We start from the raw sequence: 20177 nt of genomic DNA, 5'->3' as shown, positions 1-20177 counted from the left end.
TCATAATTTGAGATGAATCTTGTTTTTTATTCGCCATATTGAGCTTATTGCATCCTTATGATTGCAAGTCTAATTGATAATAGACAGTGTCTAACCATTTACCAAATTTATAGCCCACATTTTTTAATTTACCTGCAAAGCAAAAACCAAACTGTTCATGAAATTTAATGCTTCCTATATTTTCTGAGTCAATGACAGCAATTAACGTTCTTACTTCCCGATTTTTCGCTTCCTCAATTAATGTTTGTAAAAGTTTTTTACCAATTCCTTTCCCTTGATGTTTAGATGATACATAAACAGAGTGCTCCATCGTATATTTGTACCCATCACTGGGACGAAATTTTTTATATGTAGCAAAACCTATAACATTCCCGTCCTCTTCATAGACAAGCATCGGATTATTTTCCTTTTCATTATCTAAAAACCATTTCTTTTTTTCTTCTAAAGATTCTGGCTCTAATCGGTATACAAATGTTATATTCAAAATGGCATCGTTATAGATTTCTAATACACTCGCTAAATCTTCCATTATCATTGGCCGAATCATTATGAATCTCCCCCTTGCTACAGTGTGTTTTCTCCCAAACATTTTTCATCACGTTAAGCGCAACTATTCATAAACCCATATTGTCACAAAAACTGGCGTTCACTCAACAAAATTTTGTAGAGGTATTTGACCCCAAAAAAACATCCCCTAACTACGGGGATGCTTTTTTAAACATTAAAATATCTCGCGTTTGGGTGTGCAAAGACGATTGCTGATACACTTGCCTCGGGTTCCATCATATATCCTTCTGTTAAGTGCACACCAATTTCTTCAGGTTTCAATAATTTAAAGAGCTTTTCCTGGTCTTCTAAATTCGGACAAGCTGGGTAACCAAAGGAGAAACGCTGCCCTTGATATTTTGCAGCGAAACGTTCCTTCATTGTAAAGTCAGTTGGATCTGGGAATCCCCAACCATCACGAATTTCTTGGTGAAGGCGTTCAGCAAATCCTTCTGCAAGTTCTAATGCAGTTGAAAGGAGGGCATGGCTTTCTAAAAATTTGCCTTCTTCTTTTAGTTGATCTGCTTTCTCTTTCGCTCCATGTCCTGCAGTCACTACCATTAACGCTACATAATCCATTTCACCACTATCTACAGATTTTAAGAAATCAGCTAAACAAAGATAAGGTTCCACTTGTTGGCGTGGGAAATGGAATCGCTCAATTTCAGTTTTACTATCTATCGGACTATAAATAACTACATCGTCACCGTCACTTTGAGCAGGGAAGAATTGATACATCCCTGAAGGTTTTAAAACTCCAGAATTTAAAATATCTAGTACTAAATCATATAATTCTATCGCCCGCTCGTCTTTCTCTGCCAACAGTTTTTCCACATTGCCTTTCAAACCTAAATGGTGGCCTAGCAATGTACGCATATTGATATAAGGCAGTAAATGTTGAACAGAGTAATTTTTCTTAATGTGTACTTTCAAATCTCTTGGAACGAAAACCGGTGCATCCTCTACAGTGCGAGCTTTCCTTTTTGAGACTTCTTTTACTGATTGATTTGCCCGTTTTGCATCTGCTTCTAATCGTCTTTCACGGGACTCCCTAATTTCTTTTAATAATACTTCACGTTCATTCGGATCCATTAAACGATTGGCATGCTCTAATCCTTGCATTGCATCCTTAGCATAAATAACTGGTCCATCATATTCTGCAGCAATTTTTGTTTCAGTAAAACGTTTCGTTAAAGCTGCACCACCTACGAGAATCGGGATATTGATTCCTGCTGCTTTAAAGTCTTGAGCGGTTAATACCATTTGTTGTGCAGACTTCACCAACAATCCTGACAAGCCAACTATATCTGGCTTTGCTTTACGAATGGCTTCAATTAATTCGGCAGGCGCCACTTTAATACCCAAATCAATCACTTGATACCCATTATTGCTTAATATAATATCCACTAAATTTTTTCCAATATCATGGACGTCACCTTTTACCGTTGCCAAAATCACTTTTCCTTTTCCAGAACTGTCTTCCACTTTCTCCATATATTGTTCAAGGTGTGCAACCGCAGCTTTCATGACGCCAGCGCTTTGTAATACTTCCGCCACGATTAATTGGTTATCATTAAATAATCGGCCTACTTCAGCCATTCCGTCCATCAACGGTCCATTTATGATATCTAATGGTGTATCAAAGATTTTTCTTGCTTCTTCTAAATCTTCAATTAAACCCTCTTTTGTACCTTCCACGATGTAATAAGCAAGACGTTCTTCCACCGTAGCAGGTAGTTCAACAGTTTTTTCCTCTTTCTTTTTATCACGATAAAATGCCGTAAACTTCGCCAATGTTTCATCGTTTGTATTGAAGATTAAATCATTAGCTAATTGTATTTCTTCTTCCGGTAGAGAGGCATAACGCTCCAATTTTTCTGTATTAACAATGGCATAATCTAAGCCAGCTTGCGTGCAGTGATATAAAAATACTGCGTTTAATACTTCCCTGCCAACCGGTGGGAGACCAAAGGAAACGTTGCTAATCCCAAGAACCGTTAAAGCTCTCGGATATTTTTCCTTTATGAGTCGAATTCCTTCGATTGTTTCTTCTGCAGCGCCAATGTATTGCTCATCCCCAGTACCTACGGGGAAAACTAATGGGTCAAAAATAATATCTTCCGGCGCAATGCCCCATTTTTCCGTTAAAATTTTATAAGAGCGCTCTGCTATCGCCAATTTTCTCTCGCGAGTGACGGCCATTCCCTCTTCATCAATTGTGCCTACAACAACTGAGGCACCATATCTCTTCACGATTGGCAGCACTTTATCAAAACGTTCTTCTCCATCTTCTAAGTTGATGGAGTTGATGATTGCTTTTCCTTGAGAATATTTCAATGCTTCCTCTATCACTCGCTCGTCAGTTGAGTCTATGACTAAAGGTACTTTCACTTTCTTTACCACTTCTTGCATAAATCGGCGCATATCTTCTAGCTCATCTCGGTCAGGGTTCGCTAAACAGATATCAATCACATGCGCCCCGTTTTTCACTTGGGCTCGAGCAATTTCAGCCGCTTCCTCGTATTTTCCATCAATAATTAACTGCTTAAATTTACGAGATCCAATAACGTTTGTTCTTTCACCAATAAATAACGGACGCATTGAATCATCATAAAGCAGCGGTTCAATACCTGATACTGCATGTCCAAGGGATTTTTCCTTCTTCTTTCGAGGTTTATAGCCTTCTACTGCTTCACGGATTGCCTTTATGTGGGCAGGAGTTGTACCGCAGCATCCACCGACAATGTTTAACCAACCTTTTTCAGCAAATCCTTGCAATTTCTTCGATAAAGATTCGGGCGTTTCATGATAATGTCCCTCTTCATCTGGTAATCCAGCGTTCGGATAACAGCTTATATAGCTTGTAGATAATTCGGAAAGCGAGCGAATATGATCCGTCATAAATTCTGGCCCTGTCGCACAGTTAAGCCCAATTGAAATTGGCTTGATGTGTTCAATAGAAATATAGAAAGCTTCTATAGATTGCCCAGCAAGTGTTGTTCCCATTGGCTCAATCGTCGCAGAAACCATAATCGGAAGCTCTTTTCCAGTTTCTTTAAATGCCCGCTTCAAACCAAGGGTTGCCGCTTTCACGTTTAACATATCTTGGCTTGTCTCAAGTAACAATAAATCTGCGCCGCCTTCAATTAGTGCTTTCGCTTGGATATAGAAGTTTTCAGATAGCTCATCAAATGTAATACCGCCCGTTACAGACAATGTTTTCGTCGTTGGACCTATGGATCCTGCAACGAAGCGAGGCCAGTCGCTTGTTGAATATTTTTCAGCTTCTGCTTTTGCAAGTTCTACAGCCCTCTTATTAATTTCTTCTGCTTTATAACCTAATCCATATTCATTTAATACGAGTGGGGTTCCTCCAAATGTATTTGTAGAAATAATATCTGCTCCAGCTTCTAAGTACGCTCGATGGATTTTAGAAATGACATCAGGTCTAGTTAATACAAGGTGTTCATTACATCCATCAAATTCTTCCCCACCAAAATCTTCCGGTGTTAAATTTTCCTGCTGGAGCATTGTTCCCATTGCACCATCGATAATCAATATTCTTTTTTGCAATTGTTCCTCTATTGGATGGTTAACCATTTGCTTTAACTCCTTTATTTTGCTCGTCAAGTTGTTGAATATATTGCAATAGTTGTAAAGTGATTTCATATCGCATAAACGGCGTAATTAAATAAATGCCGTTGAAGTATTTCGTTGCTGTATCTAACAATTCTTTTGCAATTTCTAGTCCTACTTTTGTTTCTTGTTCTTTATTTCCGCTTACTTGTTGCATTCTTTCTAACACATCATCAGATAATTTAATTCCCGGTACTTCATGATGCAAAAATTCCGCATTTTTAAAGCTAGTAAGCGGCATAATTCCTATATAAATTGGTGTATCTAAATGTTTTGTCGCCTCATGAATTTCCACAATTTTTTCCTTCGAATAGACTGGTTGCGTAATGAAATAATCCGCACCATGTTCAATTTTTTTCTCTAGACGGCTGACAGCACGATCTAACACTCTCACGTTAGGATTGAAAGCCGCTGCTACTGAGAAATTCGCTTTTTTTCTTAGTGCTTTGCCAGAAAAAGAAATCCCTTCATTTAACTGTTTAATTAATGATATCAATTCCATCGATGAAACGTCATAAACACTTGTTGCACCCGGAAAATCCCCTACCTTTGTTGGATCACCAGTTACAGCCAACACATCATGAAGGCCAAGAGCATTGAGCCCCATTAAATGGGATTGCAGCCCAATTAAGTTTCGATCTCGGCAAGTAATATGTGGCATTGTGCGTATGCCATATTGCAGTTTTAAAATGGCCCCCATTGCCAAGTTGCTAACCCTTGGAGATGCTAGTGAATTGTCTGCCATCATGATAAGATCTGCCCCTGCATTGTAAAGAGCTTTTGCTCCTTCAACAAACTGTTCAATTTCAAGATGCTTCGGCGTATCCAATTCTACAATGACAGAACGTGCTCTTTTTGCTTTTTCGTGGAGAGGTTCAAAACTATGCGGTTCAGCCTCGCGAATGATTATTTCCCTCTGAGGTTTTGCCTCTTTCTTTTCAACCGGCTGAAAATGAGCAAGCTTCTTTTTCATCGCTTCAATATGTTTCGGTGTTGTACCGCAACATCCTCCAATGAGCCTTACTCCTTCATTGCATAATTCAACCGCTGCCCTTGCAAAATAATCTACTTCTGATTCGTAAACGACACGCCCCTCTTCAATATCTAATAAAGAAGCGTTCGGATAAACAGATAAATACGCTCGTTCAGGAATTTCTACCTGTTCAAAAGCCTGTATTGTGTGGTATGGACCAAGTCGACAGTTCACCCCTACAATATCTGCACCTAATTTTTCTAACTGCTTTAATGCTTCATTCAATTTCATGCCATTCATTAATACGCCCGGCTCTTGCATTGAAACTTGAGCAATGATGGGCATATCCGTCATGGCTCGTAACATTTTTAACGTCTCGCATAGCTCTTCAAAATCATAATAAGTTTCTAACAACAAACCATCTAACTGCCCCGCAATTAGCACTTCTGCTTGTTCACGAACTGCTGCGAGAATTTCATCTAATGTATAATCTACTTTGCGAACACCACGGATACCACCAATCGAACCTAAAATAAACACTTCACTGTTCTTGGCTGCTTGTTTGGCAACACCTATCGCACCTTCGTTAATTTCCACTACTTTTGACTCCAAACCATAACGAGTGAGCTTGATTCGATTAGCGCCATATGTATTCGTTTGAATAACATCTGCGCCAGCTTGTATGTATTCCTTATGAATTTTTTTAATGATTTCCGGTTTTTCAATATTCATTTCTTCGTGACAATTTTCAAGTCCATATGAATATAACAGCGTTCCCATAGCACCATCTGCAACTAACACTTTATGTTTTAACGCATCTAGTAGCCCCATCCGAAATTCCCTCACTTTTCTTTACTTCATAAATTTTCTGTCAATTCATCTAATAGAAAAAGCCTTCTTGCGAAAGAAGGCTTGTCATTTCCTTTAGAAGTCACCTTATCTTTCGGCAATTGCCGCTGGATTTAGCACCTTACTAAAAATTTTTAGTGGTTGCTGAAGCTTCACCGGGCCAGTTCCCTCCACTTCTCTTGATAAGTCATATTCGATTTTAAAATATCAATATAATAACTTACATCATAAAATCAATACTTCATTTTGTCAAGTTAATCAGTCGGAATTATTTAAAAAGTTGTTTATAATTTGTTTTGCTGTTTCTTTCCCGTTATCAATGCATGCACCAATTCCTACGCCGAAATAAGAGCAACCAGCAATGTAAAGATTCGGATAGAGGTTATCTAATTTTGTAATTATTTCTTGCAAAGCTTCATGATGAGCTAAATCATAAGTTGGCATGGCATCGATCCATTTTGTAATATTCACAATGGTAGGTTGTGCTTCTATATTCAAACTGAGTTGAATATCGTTCAAAGCAACCTTTGTTAACTCTTCATCACTCATTTTCACTAATTCTTGGTAGCGAGGATTACTTTCTTTATAAAACAGTCGAACAAGTAGATTTCCTTCTGTTGAAGTATGCTTCCATTTACGGCTTGTCCAAGTAGAGGCATTACATAATAAGTCGCTGTTATAGGAAACGATAAATCCAGTGCCATCCTTAGGCAAAATAGAATCTGGTAGATCGAAGCCTACATACATCGTAATGGCTGATGCATTTTTAAATTTGTTGAAATAAGGATTTAATTCATCATTATTTAAAACTTGCTTCACGACTTGGTTGGGCAATGCTAACACAACAACATCCGATTCCAATTTTTCTCCGTTAGCGAAGGAAATTTCATAACGTTGTTCTTTCTTCTCAACAAGAACTGTTTCAGTATCTTTATATATTTCTACATCCACAAGCAGTTCTTCCATTCGATCAATTAGTTGAGATAGTCCATTTTTAAAAGAAAGGAATTTTTTATTCGCTTCCCGTTCAAACTTTTCCCGATTTGCTTGCAAACCTTTCATTATACTTCCATATTCATTTTTGTAATCAACTAAGTATGGAAGCGTAGAGGCAATGGACAATTTATAAATGTCCCCTGAATAAACACCAGCTAATACAGGAGCTATTTGTTTCTCCACGATTTCTTTTCCTAAAAAGTATTCTAAGAAATCTCCGATGGAACTTTCCTTCGTAAATTTCGTATTCGGTATTTCCTCATCTTTTAACACTCGTTGTTTCCCTTCTTCTGAAATTAATGTGCTCGCCTTTAGGGATTCGAGAGTCATAGGAATGCCAAATACAGAGTCCTTTGGAATCGCATGTAATTCATTATTGGTGTGAATATAAGAAATTCCTGTTTCGTTATATACGACTTCCGATTCAAAATCTAGTTCCTTTACAAGTTCAATTACGCTTGGATATCGTGCTACAATGGAATCTGCTCCCGTTTCCATGATGAATCCTTTTTCACGCGCTGTGTGCATTTTTCCGCCAAGGTACGGATTTTTTTCCACAAGTACTAAACGGGCAGGAATTTCGTTTTCCTTTAATTGTTTTTGTAAATAATACATCGTGCAAAGTCCTGTAATTCCTCCACCGATAACCGTTACCGTTTTCATTCGTTACAACTCCTATAAGATCATTTTACCGTACTTTTAGTATAAACTTTTTTTATAACTCTTTCTGTGTCGGCTTTAGTAAATTTCAATATAGTAAACAACAAATATGCTTTTGACTGTTGAATTTATTTCAAAAGGAATTTTGATAATTTATTCAATTTATTAAACAATAAAAAACAGCCCTTTCCACTATACTACAAAGGACTGTTTCACTATATTCAACTAGTTTTTCATAATCCAACTTTAGAATCACAATCTCTTCATAGCATGTAATGTTCTGTCATCCCCACTACATTACGGAATATGGAATGTAGTAATGCAATACTTTTTAGTGTGCTTATTATTAATTATACTCATTTTGCTTTTGTTGTTTTGCCAGTTCTCGCCAGCGGGCTGCCGCTTTTTTATCTACTTCAACATCAATCCCATTTTCGTAAATATATGCGATATTTAACTTTGCTTGATAATCTCCTAGCAACGAAGCTCTCTTATAATAATAAAGTGCTTTCTTTCCGTTTCTTTCAACACCGATTCCATTCTCATATAGAAACCCTAAATTATAAATTGAATCAATGTGATGGTATTCCGCTGCTTTTTCAAACCACTCAATAGCAAGAGGGACATTCCTCTCCCTGCCCAATAGACCCTCAAAATAGATGGAACCCATTCGATATTGGGCATCGAGATCCCCGCCTTCAGCTGCCTTCAAATAATATTGAAATGCTTTTTCGTCATCTCTATTTACCCCAATTCCTTGCTCATACATAATTCCTAATGTAAACATTGCTTCTACAACATTCTGTTTTGCAGCCACTTCAAACCATTTTAAAGCTTCCTTATAATTTACATTTCCTACTTCACCGTTTAAATACATGTCTGCTAAGTTATTAGCTGCATCAGGATTTCCGTTTTTTGCTGCCTTTTTATATAATGAAAAAGCCATTTCAATATCTTCTTCAACGCCAAGTCCTTCGTAATAGCAATTAGCCAACTGATATTGTGCTTCACTATTTCCCGCTTTACTCGCTTTTTGCAACCAGTAAACAGAAAGAGAATATTCCTCCATGATCCTGTATATATCCGCTAATTCAACCATCGCTTCTACGTTCTTTTCATGGGCAAGTTGGTATATATTTTTCGCTTCTAGCATTTGTTCTTCTGTAAGCAAATGACGCAATTGTTGTAAACGCTCTTCAAATCTTTCCTGCATCTCTAATTCCATCACCATCGACACCTTATCTTCATTTAAAATATTCGACTAAATAATTTTTAAATTTCGTTGCAGCAGGAGACATATAACGGCCTTTAACCCATGATACACCGATTTTCCGCTCACAAATGGGTTCTTTAACCGATATTTTTCTTACATTATACTCATTCAATCCTTTAATGTCTGGAATAATCGAAATACCATGGCCAGCACTAACAAATCCTGCTACTGTATGTGGATCTTCTCCTTCAAATGTAATATTCGTTTTAGCAATTCCCACATCTTTTAATAATTGGTCTACAATATGACGTAATGCATTCCCTTTTTTTATAGATACAAAAGGTTCATCTTTTATTTCAGACAAATTGATAAATTCTTTATTTGCAAACCGATGATTTTCTGGAACGATAACAAACAATTCTTCCTTCCATAATTCAATCCATTCAATATCAACTATTTTTGATTCAATACGTTGGGATAAACATAAATCGATATCCCCTTCTTCCAACAATTCTAATAAATTCAATGAAGAAGCTTGAGTTAAAGTAAACTTGATATTCGGATATTTTTCGTGAACATGAGCCATCAATTCAGGCACAATCTCCATCCCTAAAGTGTGGATAAATCCTAATGATACCTCTCCATATCCTGGCATAATCAATCCATTGATTTCCTGTTTCGCTCGATTATATTCTTCTAAAATCGTATTCACTCTTTCCAAAAAAAGTTTTCCATAGCGATTCAATACAATGGAACGGCCTTGCCTATCAAAAAGAGGTACTCCAATTTCTTGTTCGATATTTGAAATCGACTTACTTAATGCCGGCTGAGAAATGTTTAACAATTCAGCAGCGTGAGTCATATGTTCTATTTCAGCAACAACTTTGAAATATTCCAATTGTTGTATTTCCATTTACATACCCCTTTTGTTAATTGATAACCATTTAGAATGGTTTTGATAAAAATAATAAATTGTATTTATGTAAGGCTGTATCTATAATAAGTTTACAAGATTGATTTGCATAACAAAATTCATTTTAAAAAACAAGATATTTTCATTTTTTTTCATTTTATTGTAACATTATTTATAAAAGGAGTACTTCATAATGAAAATCGTTTCGCCAAAACCATTTACTATTGAGACGGGAAAACGCGCTGTCTTATTACTACATGGTTTTACAGGCAACACTAATGATGTGAAGCGTTTAGGTCGTTATTTAGCAGATCGCAATTATACGGTTCATGCTCCTTTATATAAAGGGCATGGAAGTGACCCTTTAACCCTTATTAACACAGACCCGATCGAATGGTGGAATAGCGCTGTTGAAGGTTACGATGAACTTCGCAGAAGAGGGTATAAAGAAATTGCGGTTGCTGGTGTTTCTTTAGGCGGCATTTTCTCACTACGCCTAGGTGAAGAACGACCAATTAAAGCAATCGTAACAATGTCAGCACCAGCGTTATCTAAAAGTGTTGACAGCTTACAACAACGTATTATTAGCTACACAATTAATTACAAAAAATTAACTGGCACATATAATGAAGATGTAGATAAACCAGAAAACTTAGCGAAAACATATCGAATGCCGAAGCTAGAATACTTGCAAGGCATTATTAATGATACAAGCGCAAAATTAAATCAAATAGACAAACCTGTTCATATTTTACGTGGGTTAAATGATGATGAATACTACTGCCAAAGCGCAGATTACATTTATAACTCTGTAAAATCGCGCATTAAATCTGTTAAAAGCTTTATTAATTCAGGTCACATTTTAACTGTAGATAAAGAACGTGACCTTGTATTTGAAGAAGTATATCGCTTCTTTGAAAGTTTAAAATGGGAAGAATAATATTTGAATCTTCTCAACATAATAAATAATGTATCCCCTAGCAAATTCCCCAATTTGCTATAAAATATATGTCCTTGAGACATACATCCCTTTGGCAAGCTACGAAATAGATCCCCGTCTAACTTCGTAGCTTGTTTTTAATTTATATATAGGAGAAGCTTAAATAAGTTAAGCATGTTTTTTACTCAATTACTTTCCCATACACACCGCCTCCGCCAACCTCAATATTTAATTTTCCTCTTCTTGCTAAATCAATTAGATTAGCAATTTTCTTTGGAACCACTTGCTCCAATTGTTCTACCGACACTTCATGTAAAATAGCCATTTCCGTACCGAAAGCTTCAATCAATCGACGAATCGTCTTTGCTCCAACTCCCGGGATAAAATCTAACGGAACTTGATGGATATATGGTGGTCGATGACGAGTAGGGGGTTTATGATCCTTCAATTCGTTTATTCTTTTAGAAACGCCCTTTACCAAATGGCTGCTTCCGCATGCTGAACATGATTCTTCCGATTCAACATGTTCACCACATTCTTGACAAACAGTGGAGTGATACTTTCCTAATAGAGGATTTAATCCATAATTCGCTAAAATCTTTCGGCCGCCTTTTTCTTGTAAAGCGTAAACAAGCTCTTTAAAATTTGCATCCTCCAGTTGAACTTTTTGATATTCTCTTGCCAGTTTCCCTAAAGAATGAGCATCTGAGTTTGTGACGAAAGGATATTTTTCAAGTTCACTAATTCCTTGCACCATATATGTATCAGAGCTCAATCCAAGTTCAATGGCATCAATTCGTTCAGGATCAAACACTTCCGATAAGCTTTTTTCTACTCCCTTTCCATAAAGGCTTTTAAAAGGTGTAAACACATGGGCTGGAATAAATAGCCCCTCTAATTCTTGTACTTTTTGTTGTAAAGTCCTCCCATCACAATAGATGCGTTGTGAACTTAAATGAATATTTTTCAAAAGAGGACGCATCCATTCGGAAAATTTCTTCATGTACTCAAGAGTTGGAAAGAAGGAGAGAACATGAATCGGCCCCTTACAGTGTTCATCAAAAATCTCGATTTCCGAGCCTGGAATGAGTGTCGTCTTATCAAATCGCAATCCCCCTTCCGGAAGAAGCTCAATTCTTTGTTCTTCTACCAGTTGTTCGATTTCCTTTATGACTTCAGGTGAATGGCAATCGATTATCCCAACGATGTCAAGTCCTTTTTGACTTGAGGCGGTTTGTAATATATTTTTTAGCGTTAAATTTTTACTCCCTGTTATTTTTACTGCTCGTCCACTCTCAGTTCTTCCGATATGTATATGTAAATCAACATAGTAATTCTTCATCTTTTCACGTCCTTGTAACTTAAATTTTATTTTAGCATATTTTTTTCGTAAATTTTTCGTATAAAAAAGGACATTACAAAGGAGTTAATCTTTGGAATGTCCCTTTACTCAAAATGTATTTATCAAATTTTTTATTCTAATGAAGTGTTTCACACATCAATCAAAAAATTAAATAGTGCAACATTATGCTTCTTTTTTCTCTTTTGTTTTTTTCTTTCTTGTGGCAGGTTTCTTTTTCGTTTTATTTAATGATGCTTCTAGAGCACTCATCAAATCGGTCATATCAGGTGGAATGGCTGGATTTTTCTCCGCAGCTGTTACGGTTTCTCCCGCTTTTTTCTGCTCAATCAGTTCGAGAAGTGCTGTACGATACTCATCATGATATTTCTCTGGTTCAAATTTTACCGTCAGTTGATCAATTAACATCAATGCAGTTTCTAATTCTTTTTGTACAACCTTTTCATCACTCGGGATATTCGGAACATCTTTAGCATTTCTAACTTCATCTGGAAAATAAATTGTTTCCATTAACAATGTATCTTCATATACCCGAACAACTGCTAATTGTTCTTTTGAACGTATAGTAATTTTAGCAACTCCGATTTTTCCTGATTCTTTCAACGCTTGACGTAGCAAAGCATATGCTTTCAATCCACCTGTATCAGGTGATAAAAAATAGCTTTTTTCAAAATAAATTGGATCGATTTCTTCTAGCTTGACAAATTCTATAATTTCTACAGCCTTTTCTTCATTTTCTTTCCTCAATTCTTCCAAATCTTCCTCATCCAACACGACAAATTTATTCTTTGCGTATTCATAAGCTTTGACAATCTCTTCACTTTTCACTTCTCTGTCGCAAACGGGACATACCTTTTTATAATTAATGGGACTATGACATTCTTTGTGAAGCTGTCTAAGTTTTACATCTTTATTTTCTGTAGCTGCGTGGAGTTTAACAGGTATATTCACTAACCCAAAACTGATGCTACCTTTCCATATCGTATGCATAGCGTCACCTACTTTTTTCTTATTATGCTTAAATGAAAAATAACTATGTATAACCTTTAACCTCTGTTCAACAATAATGAAAAAAGAGGTTTTCGTCATGAAGCCAATGTTATTAACTTCAGTAGAGGAGTTACCTGTAGGTGACGAGTGGATTTATGAAGCTAAATATGATGGTTATCGAGCGATCTTGGTATGGGAAAATGAAATTCCTACCATTATCAGCAGAAATGGCAACGAATTAACACCACTTTTCCCTGAATTAATTGAATTTTGTAAGCGGTATTTTTCGTTCGTTAAATCTTTTCTTCCACTAACTTTAGATGGGGAAATTGTATACTTAGAAAACAATTTTCGAAGTAATTTTTCTATCGTTCAATCCCGGGGAAAAACAAAAACAAAACAAAAAATTCAACAAGCTAGCCAAAAATTTCCTTGCCAATATATCGCTTTTGATTTACTGCAATTCAAAGGAAAAGAAATGCATTTCTTTCCTCTATCCAAAAGAAAAGAACATTTAAGTCAGCTTTTTTCAAAGGCGAACCTCCCAAAAAATATACAATTTTTCTGCCGTGGACAAATACAATGTATTGAAAGCTTCCAACAGAGGGATGTTCTTTGGAAAATCATTAAAGAGCATAATGGTGAAGGAATGGTTGCAAAACGAAAAACAAGCCTATGGATTAGTGGAAAGCGTTCAACGGACTGGTTAAAAATAAAAAACTGGCGACTTGTATCCGTTGTTGTCCATTCCTTCAACAAAGCAAACGGCTATTTTACAGGTGCAATTTTTAAAGAGCATCAATTAATAGAAGTAACAACTTTTAAACATGGTTTGTCCGATGAAGAATTTAACACATTGGGATCGTTTTTTGAGACGAAAGGAGAAAAAATCTCCAGTTCAATTTGGACTTTACCTCCTTCCATTTGCGTTGACATTGCATGTATCGATTTTGATGGAAAAACATTAAGAGAACCTCGTTTCCATTCTTTTCGTTTCGATTTACTACCAGAAGAATGTAATTGGAAAACATTTTTAAAACAACTTCATCCCATACCCGAACATGTACAAGTTACTCATCCTGAAAAACCAGTCTGGCCGAAACTTAATTTATTGAAAGATGATTATATTCTTTATTTAGACATGATTGCTCCCTATTTGCTTCCCTTTTTACAAAACCGAGCTCTAACGGCGATTCGTTATCCACATGGCGTTCCTGGCGAAAACTTTTATCAAAAAAATGTACCAGACTACGCACCTGATTTCGTTCAAACTATGCGGATCGATTCTATTGATTATATTGTTTGCAACGACATACCCACATTATTATGGCTAGGCAATCAATTAGTATTGGAATTTCATATTCCTTTCCAAACGATTAACACAACCTATCCAACAGAAATCGTGTTTGACTTAGATCCACCTTCCGTCAGCGAATTTCCATATGCCATTGAAGCAGCTCTAAGAATGAAAGCAATTTTTGATCGATTTCAGCTGCAATCATTTGTCAAAACGTCTGGCGGAAAAGGTTTGCAACTCTATATACCGTTGCCAAAAAATCAATTCACCTATGATGAAACCCGCATCTTTACTGAATTCATTTGTAAATTTTTAGTAAATCAGGAGCCGAATATTTTTACATTAGAGCGGTTAAAAAAGAAAAGAGGAAATAAGTTGTATTTAGATTATGTGCAACATGCAGAAGGAAAAACAATTATTGCACCATATTCTCCCCGTGGAAATGAATTAGGCTGTGTCGCAACACCTCTTTACTGGGAAGAGGTGAAAGAAGGATTGCATCCAAATAACTTTACGATTCCAAAAGTGGTTGAACGACTGAATACGTTAGGCAACCCATTTAACAATTATTTTGAGGCTGGAGAAAAACAGAATTTTAAAGAAGTCATTGAAGAATTAAAAAATATATTAAAATAAAAAATCCTCCATCAAAATTGATGGAGGTCCATATTAATGATGATGATGGTGATGATGGTGTTGATTACCTTGAATTTTACATAATACAGAATCTTCATGTACATGATCAGCATCTTCTATTTGTACGGTCATATGTGCAATTCCTAAATGCAGCAGTTCATGCTCAATTTTTCTTAATATCTTCTGAGTTTCTTTTAACGTTAAATGTTCATCTACCACTGCATGACAGGATAGTGCGTTTTGTCCACTTGTAATACTCCATACATGTAAATCATGGATACCGATAATACCAGGCGTATTGCTAAATAATGAAATAATTTCATCTATATTGACGTTGCTTGGTACACCTTCCATTAAAACATGAATGGCATCTTTCGTTACTCGATAGCCGCTATTTAAAATAATTATTGCCACAATAATACTTGCCACTGGATCCATCCATCCCCAGCCAAGGAACATGATGGATAGTGCTGCTACAATTGCTGCAACTGAACCTAACATATCTCCAATAACATGAAGAAAAGCAGCTCTCATATTTAAATTATCGTGAGTATCGCCACCGCGCATTAATATCCAAGCCACAAGCACATTCACTGCCAACCCGACAATTGCAATTCCAAGCATACCAACAGATGCAATTTCCGGAGGGGAAATGAAACGTTCAATTGCTTCAATAACAATAAAAATTGAAATAAGAATTAATGTAACACCATTAAAAACCGCCGCTAATATTTCAAAACGTCGATATCCATAAGTTCTTGAATAATCTGCAATCTTTTCACCAAACTTGAAGGCAAGCACACCAACTCCTAGCGATACTGCGTCACTCAACATATGTCCAGCATCCGAAAGAAGTGCAAGACTGTTTGTTAATAAGCCACCGATCGCTTCTACAATCATATATGTGGCAATAATGAAAAATGCAATAGTTAATGTTTTTTTGTTAGCACCATGAGTATGATCATGGTGTGCATGATTATGGCCATGCCCCATCAGTAAACCCCCTTTATATTAGTATATATTCATATAAAAATAAATGTTCTTAATGTTTAGAATGCTCTATTGTTTGATGTAACATATGCATCACGTGGTCATCATCGTGAGAATAGTAAAGTGTTGTACCTTCTCTGCGATATTTGACAAGCCTTAAGTTTTTTAAAAATCGTAACTGATGAGAAACGGTAGGTTGACTTAAATTTAATTTTTTTGCAATCTCATTAACCGAATACTCATTGTGTGAAAGTAAATATAAGATTCGTATTCGAGTTGGGTCGCTTAACGCTTTAAACGTTTGAGAAACTAAAAATAATGTTTCATCATCTAAATCATTATGTTCGGAATTTTCTTCTTGATGAATGAATTCGTTTTCCATGTTTAACACACCCCAAATAATTTCTTATATGAACATTTGTTCATATAAATATATTATAAATCATAGATTTCTCTATGGGAAGTAGTGAAAGAATTTAATTTACTCTAAATAAATATCGACTAATTAATGTTAAAAAAGATAGTATTCGTGAAATTTTGACATCTATATAAGCGATTTGATAAATAGCTTTGTCGTAAATTGTCGGAAAAATCTGTTTTTTGATGTATTCAATTTTTCTTTTATTATATGTACACTAAAAACTATAGTTTCAAAAAAATCCTTTGGAGGTAAATTTATGAATAGGGTACTATTTTTTGCTTTTGTACTATCATTATCATTGATGCTTGCGGCATGTAACAGCAGCGGAAATAATCAAGCCAGCGACAATGATAAATCAGCTGCAACTGATGGTTTAGATACGAACATTGTAACAATCGCAACAGGAGGAGCAAGTGGTCCTTACAATATTATTGGTTCAACACTTGCCGACCAATATACCAAAACATTTGATGTGAACTCCCGCACTCAAACAACAGGTGCTTCTGTTGAAAATATTAATTTATTAGAACAAGGTAAAGCAGAAATTGCATTTGTCATGAGTGATGCTTTATCCCAAGCTATTAATGGTGAAGTAAGTTTCAATGAGCCAGTGAAAAATGTATCTCATATAGCAACTTTATATCCAAATGTTGTACAAATTATTACAAAAAAAGGAACTGGTATTAATACGATTGAAGATTTAAAAGGTAAACGCGTTGCCGTAGGTGACCAAAATTCAGGGGTTGAAATCAATGCACGCGTGTTATTAAAGGGACATGGCATTACTTACGATGATTTGAAAGTGGATTATTTGGGTTATGCAGAAGCAGCTGATGGATTAAAAGCGGGGACAATTGATGCCGCCTTCTTAACAAGTGGTCTTCCTAATGCTTCAGTATTAGAATTAGCCGAATCAATCGATTTACAATTAGTTTCAATCAATCCTGACAAAGTGGCAGAAATTGCAAAAGAACATCCGTACTTTGTTGCTTACGACATTCCAGCAGATACTTACGGAAACAAAGAAGCGATTCCTACAGCAGCAGTTTCGAATGCACTAGTAGTTCGTGCAGATATGAGTGAAGATGATGTATATAAATTAACAAAACAATTCTTCGAAAGTTTGCCAACATTACAAAATGCTCACCAAGCAGCAAATGATATCACATTAGAAGGTGCACAACAAAATATTGTTGCACCGCTTCACCCAGGTGCTAAACGCTTCTATGATGAACAAAGTCAGTAAAACACTTCTCATGGGAGGTACGGGTTTTCTCGTCCTCCTTTTCTTATCCCACTTGATCAAGTTTCCTCTCTTAACTTTTGAAATTAAGGACCACCTACTTTGGTCAACCAATAAACATTTCGCAATCAAATGGATTCATTCTGTAGAAAAGGAAGAATGGGTGGAGTTCTATGAAATAAAAGAAGACGCTTTGTTATTAACAAAAACAAAATTTAAAACTTTCGGTGCCGGGGTTCCAAGCACCCCAAAAGAGAGTAAACAAGCAGCATTAATAGATGGATTTGTAGAATTGGAAATTAATCGTTCCTTTCCATCCATTCAACTAGTCGTATCTGAAAATGTAAAGAGTACCTTAATTATCGATGATAAAGAAATTTTATTATATGAACTGGCGGGAGACTACGAACCCGTAACAATTTCCATACAAACAATTTCTCTTTGGGACATGTTATTGAAGGGGGAATGTCTATGACACAAACAATCAAAGAACCAGTCATTTCAGAAAATATTTCGGACGAAAAAATACAAGAGGTTTTGGAAAAATACGATGCCGATTCGAAAGTGAGAAAATACAATTCAAAAAAATTAATTATTTTTGTTAGTATTCTTGGCATTTTATATTCATTATTTCATTTGTATACAACTTTCAATCCACTCCCTACACTTCTCATGCGATCCATTCACTTATTATTTGCGATGGGACTTGTTTCCCTCCTTTATCCTACATACGGAAAACAACGACGAGATAAAATTCCGGTTTACGATTGGCTCTTGTTTGGTTTATGTCTTGTTTCTTGCGGCTATTTATTTATGGAATACGAAGAAATTATGACTGCTAGAGGAGGCATTCCAAATACATTCGATATCGCAGTCGCCATTATGACTGTTTTATTGGTACTTGAAACTGCAAGACGTGTAACAGGTTGGATTTTACCGCTGTTAGCACTGGCATTTTTAAGTTATCCATTCTTCAGTCATCAAGCTTGGCTGCCTCGTATCATGATGACACGTCCCTTTGATTTGGGAGACATTTTTGGGCAATTGTACTTAAAAACGGAAGGATTATTCTCTACTGCAATTGGTGCCTCTGTGCAATATATTTTCCTTTTTATTTTATTTGGTTCGTTTTTAGCCAAATCAGGAATGGGACAGTTTTTCAACGACTTGGCTCTTGCTCTTGCAGGACATAGACAAGGTGGTCCTGCAAAAGTTGCAGTAATTTCGAGCGCCTTTATGGGAAGTATCAATGGTTCTGCGGTTGCCAATGTCGTTGGAACAGGCGCATTTACTATACCATTAATGAAAAAAATCGGTTACGAGAAAAACTTTGCAGGTGCCGTTGAAGCCAGCGCTTCGATTGGAGGGCAAATTTTGCCTCCAGTAATGGGAGCCAGTGCATTTATTATGGCGGAGACCACAGGAATCAGCTATGGCACAATCGCCCTTGCGGCAATTATACCAGCGCTTTTATACTTCTTAGGTGTTATTATGCAAGTTCACTTCCGGGCCGGTCGTTCCAATTTAAAAGGGATTCCAAAACCTGATTTACCACGGGTAAAGGAAGTATTTAAAGAAGGCGGCCATTTAATCCTTCCTCTTATCGGGCTTATTGTATTACTCGGTTCAGGAATGCCTGTTGCCCATGCTGCCTTTTGGACAATTATCCTGACAATCGTAGTCTCTTCTCTTCGCAAAAATACACGAATGTCCTTTAAAGACATTTTGCTTGCTCTCGAAGACGGGACACGCCAGTCATTATCGACAGTTATAGCATGTGGTGTAGTTGGAATTATTATTGGGGTAGTCAACTTGACTAGTTTCGGTGCTACGTTAACATCTGCGATTACAACTCTTGGAGGCAATAGTTTATTTTTAACATTATTCTTAACGATGATTGCTTCGATTATCTTGGGAATGGGCTTACCAAGTATTCCTGCTTATATTATTACTGCAACGATGGTTGCACCTGCATTAGCGGATTTTGGAGTACCAGTTTTAGTTGCACATATGTTTGTTTTCTACTTTGGTATTTTCGCAAACATCACACCTCCTGTGGCACTGGCTTCCTTTGCTGGAGCAGGTCTTTCAGGTGGAAGCCCAATGAAGACCGGTTTTATTTCCGTACGTCTAGCACTTGCAGGCTTCATCGTTCCGTATATTTTTGTCTATGCACCAGAGATGTTATTAATCGATCCAACAGGTCTTCCAATGAATGCAACAGAATTTCCATTTGCTTCTCCACTTGATATTATTAAGGTGACGGTTTCTTCCATAATAGGTGTAATAGGCATTGGGGCTGCGATTGAAGGGTACTTTAAAACTAATCTCAACATAGTCCTTCGTCTTGTACTCGCTGTAGGATCATTGTTATTAATTATTCCTGAATTTTACACAGATATAATTGGTATAATCACTGTGTTAGGAATCTTCGCATTTAATACATTTCAAGCAAAAAAACAACTTAAAAATGCATAGAAAAAGGCTGTCTAGTACATCTCTAGACAGCCTTTC

The 20177-nt window shown here is 36.4% G+C and carries 15 protein-coding genes and 1 riboswitch; of the genes, 5 read left to right on the top strand and 10 right to left on the bottom strand.

Annotation, left to right across the window (positions count from 1 at the left end; genetic code table 11):
* Positions 1-55: 55 nt before the first annotated feature.
* From NST00_RS04860 to NST00_RS04835, 6 genes are all read right to left on the bottom strand, one after another.
* Positions 56-547 (bottom strand): GNAT family N-acetyltransferase, encoded by a 492-nt coding sequence (locus tag NST00_RS04860; protein WP_016838947.1) that lies wholly within the window; start codon positions 545-547, stop codon positions 56-58.
* A gap of 167 nt (positions 548-714) precedes the next feature.
* Positions 715-4146 carry a methionine synthase gene (gene metH / locus NST00_RS04855; protein ID WP_340709685.1) on the bottom strand — a complete coding sequence of 1144 codons (3432 nt, stop codon included), beginning with the start codon at positions 4144-4146 and terminating at the stop codon, positions 715-717.
* Positions 4139-5986: a bifunctional homocysteine S-methyltransferase/methylenetetrahydrofolate reductase gene (locus NST00_RS04850; protein ID WP_340709684.1), complete on the bottom strand. Its 1848-nt coding sequence runs from the start codon at positions 5984-5986 to the stop codon at positions 4139-4141. Before NST00_RS04850 ends, metH begins: the two co-directional genes overlap by 8 nt.
* A 102-nt stretch (positions 5987-6088) precedes the next feature.
* Positions 6089-6193: riboswitch (SAM riboswitch) on the bottom strand.
* Between the two features lie 69 nt (positions 6194-6262).
* Positions 6263-7663: a protoporphyrinogen oxidase gene (hemG, locus tag NST00_RS04845; RefSeq protein ID WP_016838944.1), complete on the bottom strand. Its 1401-nt coding sequence runs from the start codon at positions 7661-7663 to the stop codon at positions 6263-6265.
* A 343-nt stretch (positions 7664-8006) separates the two neighbouring features.
* Complete coding sequence (locus NST00_RS04840; protein WP_016838943.1) at positions 8007-8885, bottom strand: tetratricopeptide repeat protein; 879 nt, start codon at positions 8883-8885, stop codon at positions 8007-8009.
* A gap of 19 nt (positions 8886-8904) precedes the next feature.
* Positions 8905-9786, bottom strand: coding sequence for a LysR family transcriptional regulator (locus NST00_RS04835; protein ID WP_016838942.1), 882 nt, complete (start codon positions 9784-9786; stop codon positions 8905-8907).
* 193 nt (positions 9787-9979) lie between these two features.
* Between NST00_RS04835 and NST00_RS04830 the strand changes: the two genes are divergently transcribed.
* Positions 9980-10726, top strand: a complete 747-nt coding sequence (locus NST00_RS04830) for an alpha/beta hydrolase (protein WP_016838941.1) — start codon at positions 9980-9982, stop codon at positions 10724-10726.
* A gap of 181 nt (positions 10727-10907) precedes the next feature.
* Here the strand turns inward: NST00_RS04830 and NST00_RS04825 are convergent, their stop codons facing one another.
* Both NST00_RS04825 and ku read right to left on the bottom strand, forming a co-directional pair.
* Positions 10908-12068, bottom strand: coding sequence for an endonuclease Q family protein (locus NST00_RS04825; RefSeq protein ID WP_016838940.1), 1161 nt, complete (start codon positions 12066-12068; stop codon positions 10908-10910).
* A gap of 183 nt (positions 12069-12251) precedes the next feature.
* Positions 12252-13076 (bottom strand): non-homologous end joining protein Ku, encoded by an 825-nt coding sequence (gene ku, locus NST00_RS04820; RefSeq protein ID WP_096549768.1) that lies wholly within the window; start codon positions 13074-13076, stop codon positions 12252-12254.
* Positions 13077-13173: 97 nt separating this feature from the next.
* Between ku and NST00_RS04815 the strand changes: the two genes are divergently transcribed.
* Complete coding sequence (locus NST00_RS04815) at positions 13174-15009, top strand: DNA ligase D (RefSeq protein ID WP_339287760.1); 1836 nt, start codon at positions 13174-13176, stop codon at positions 15007-15009.
* 33 nt (positions 15010-15042) lie between these two features.
* Here the strand turns inward: NST00_RS04815 and NST00_RS04810 are convergent, their stop codons facing one another.
* Positions 15043-16002, bottom strand: coding sequence for a cation diffusion facilitator family transporter (locus NST00_RS04810; protein WP_096549770.1), 960 nt, complete (start codon positions 16000-16002; stop codon positions 15043-15045).
* 49 nt (positions 16003-16051) lie between these two features.
* Positions 16052-16381, bottom strand: coding sequence for an ArsR/SmtB family transcription factor (locus tag NST00_RS04805; RefSeq protein WP_016838936.1), 330 nt, complete (start codon positions 16379-16381; stop codon positions 16052-16054).
* A gap of 295 nt (positions 16382-16676) precedes the next feature.
* Between NST00_RS04805 and NST00_RS04800 the strand changes: the two genes are divergently transcribed.
* The 3 genes from NST00_RS04800 to NST00_RS04790 are packed head-to-tail and all read left to right on the top strand — an operon-like array spanning position 16677 to position 20141.
* Positions 16677-17666: a TAXI family TRAP transporter solute-binding subunit gene (locus tag NST00_RS04800; RefSeq protein ID WP_340709682.1), complete on the top strand. Its 990-nt coding sequence runs from the start codon at positions 16677-16679 to the stop codon at positions 17664-17666.
* Entirely contained in the window at positions 17647-18138 is a 492-nt protein-coding gene (locus NST00_RS04795) for a DUF1850 domain-containing protein (RefSeq protein WP_016838934.1), read from the top strand. The genes NST00_RS04800 and NST00_RS04795 overlap by 20 nt, the downstream gene beginning before the upstream one ends.
* Complete coding sequence (locus NST00_RS04790; protein ID WP_340709681.1) at positions 18135-20141, top strand: TRAP transporter permease; 2007 nt, start codon at positions 18135-18137, stop codon at positions 20139-20141. Before NST00_RS04795 ends, NST00_RS04790 begins: the two co-directional genes overlap by 4 nt.
* The last annotated feature ends 36 nt before the right edge of the window (positions 20142-20177 follow it).

Origin of the sequence: Ureibacillus sp. FSL K6-0165 (genome assembly GCF_038004285.1) — a bacterium.
In the GTDB taxonomy this organism is placed as follows: Bacteria; Bacillota; Bacilli; order Bacillales_A; family Planococcaceae; genus Ureibacillus; species Ureibacillus thermosphaericus.
This window is presented reverse-complemented; position numbering and strand designations above follow the sequence as displayed.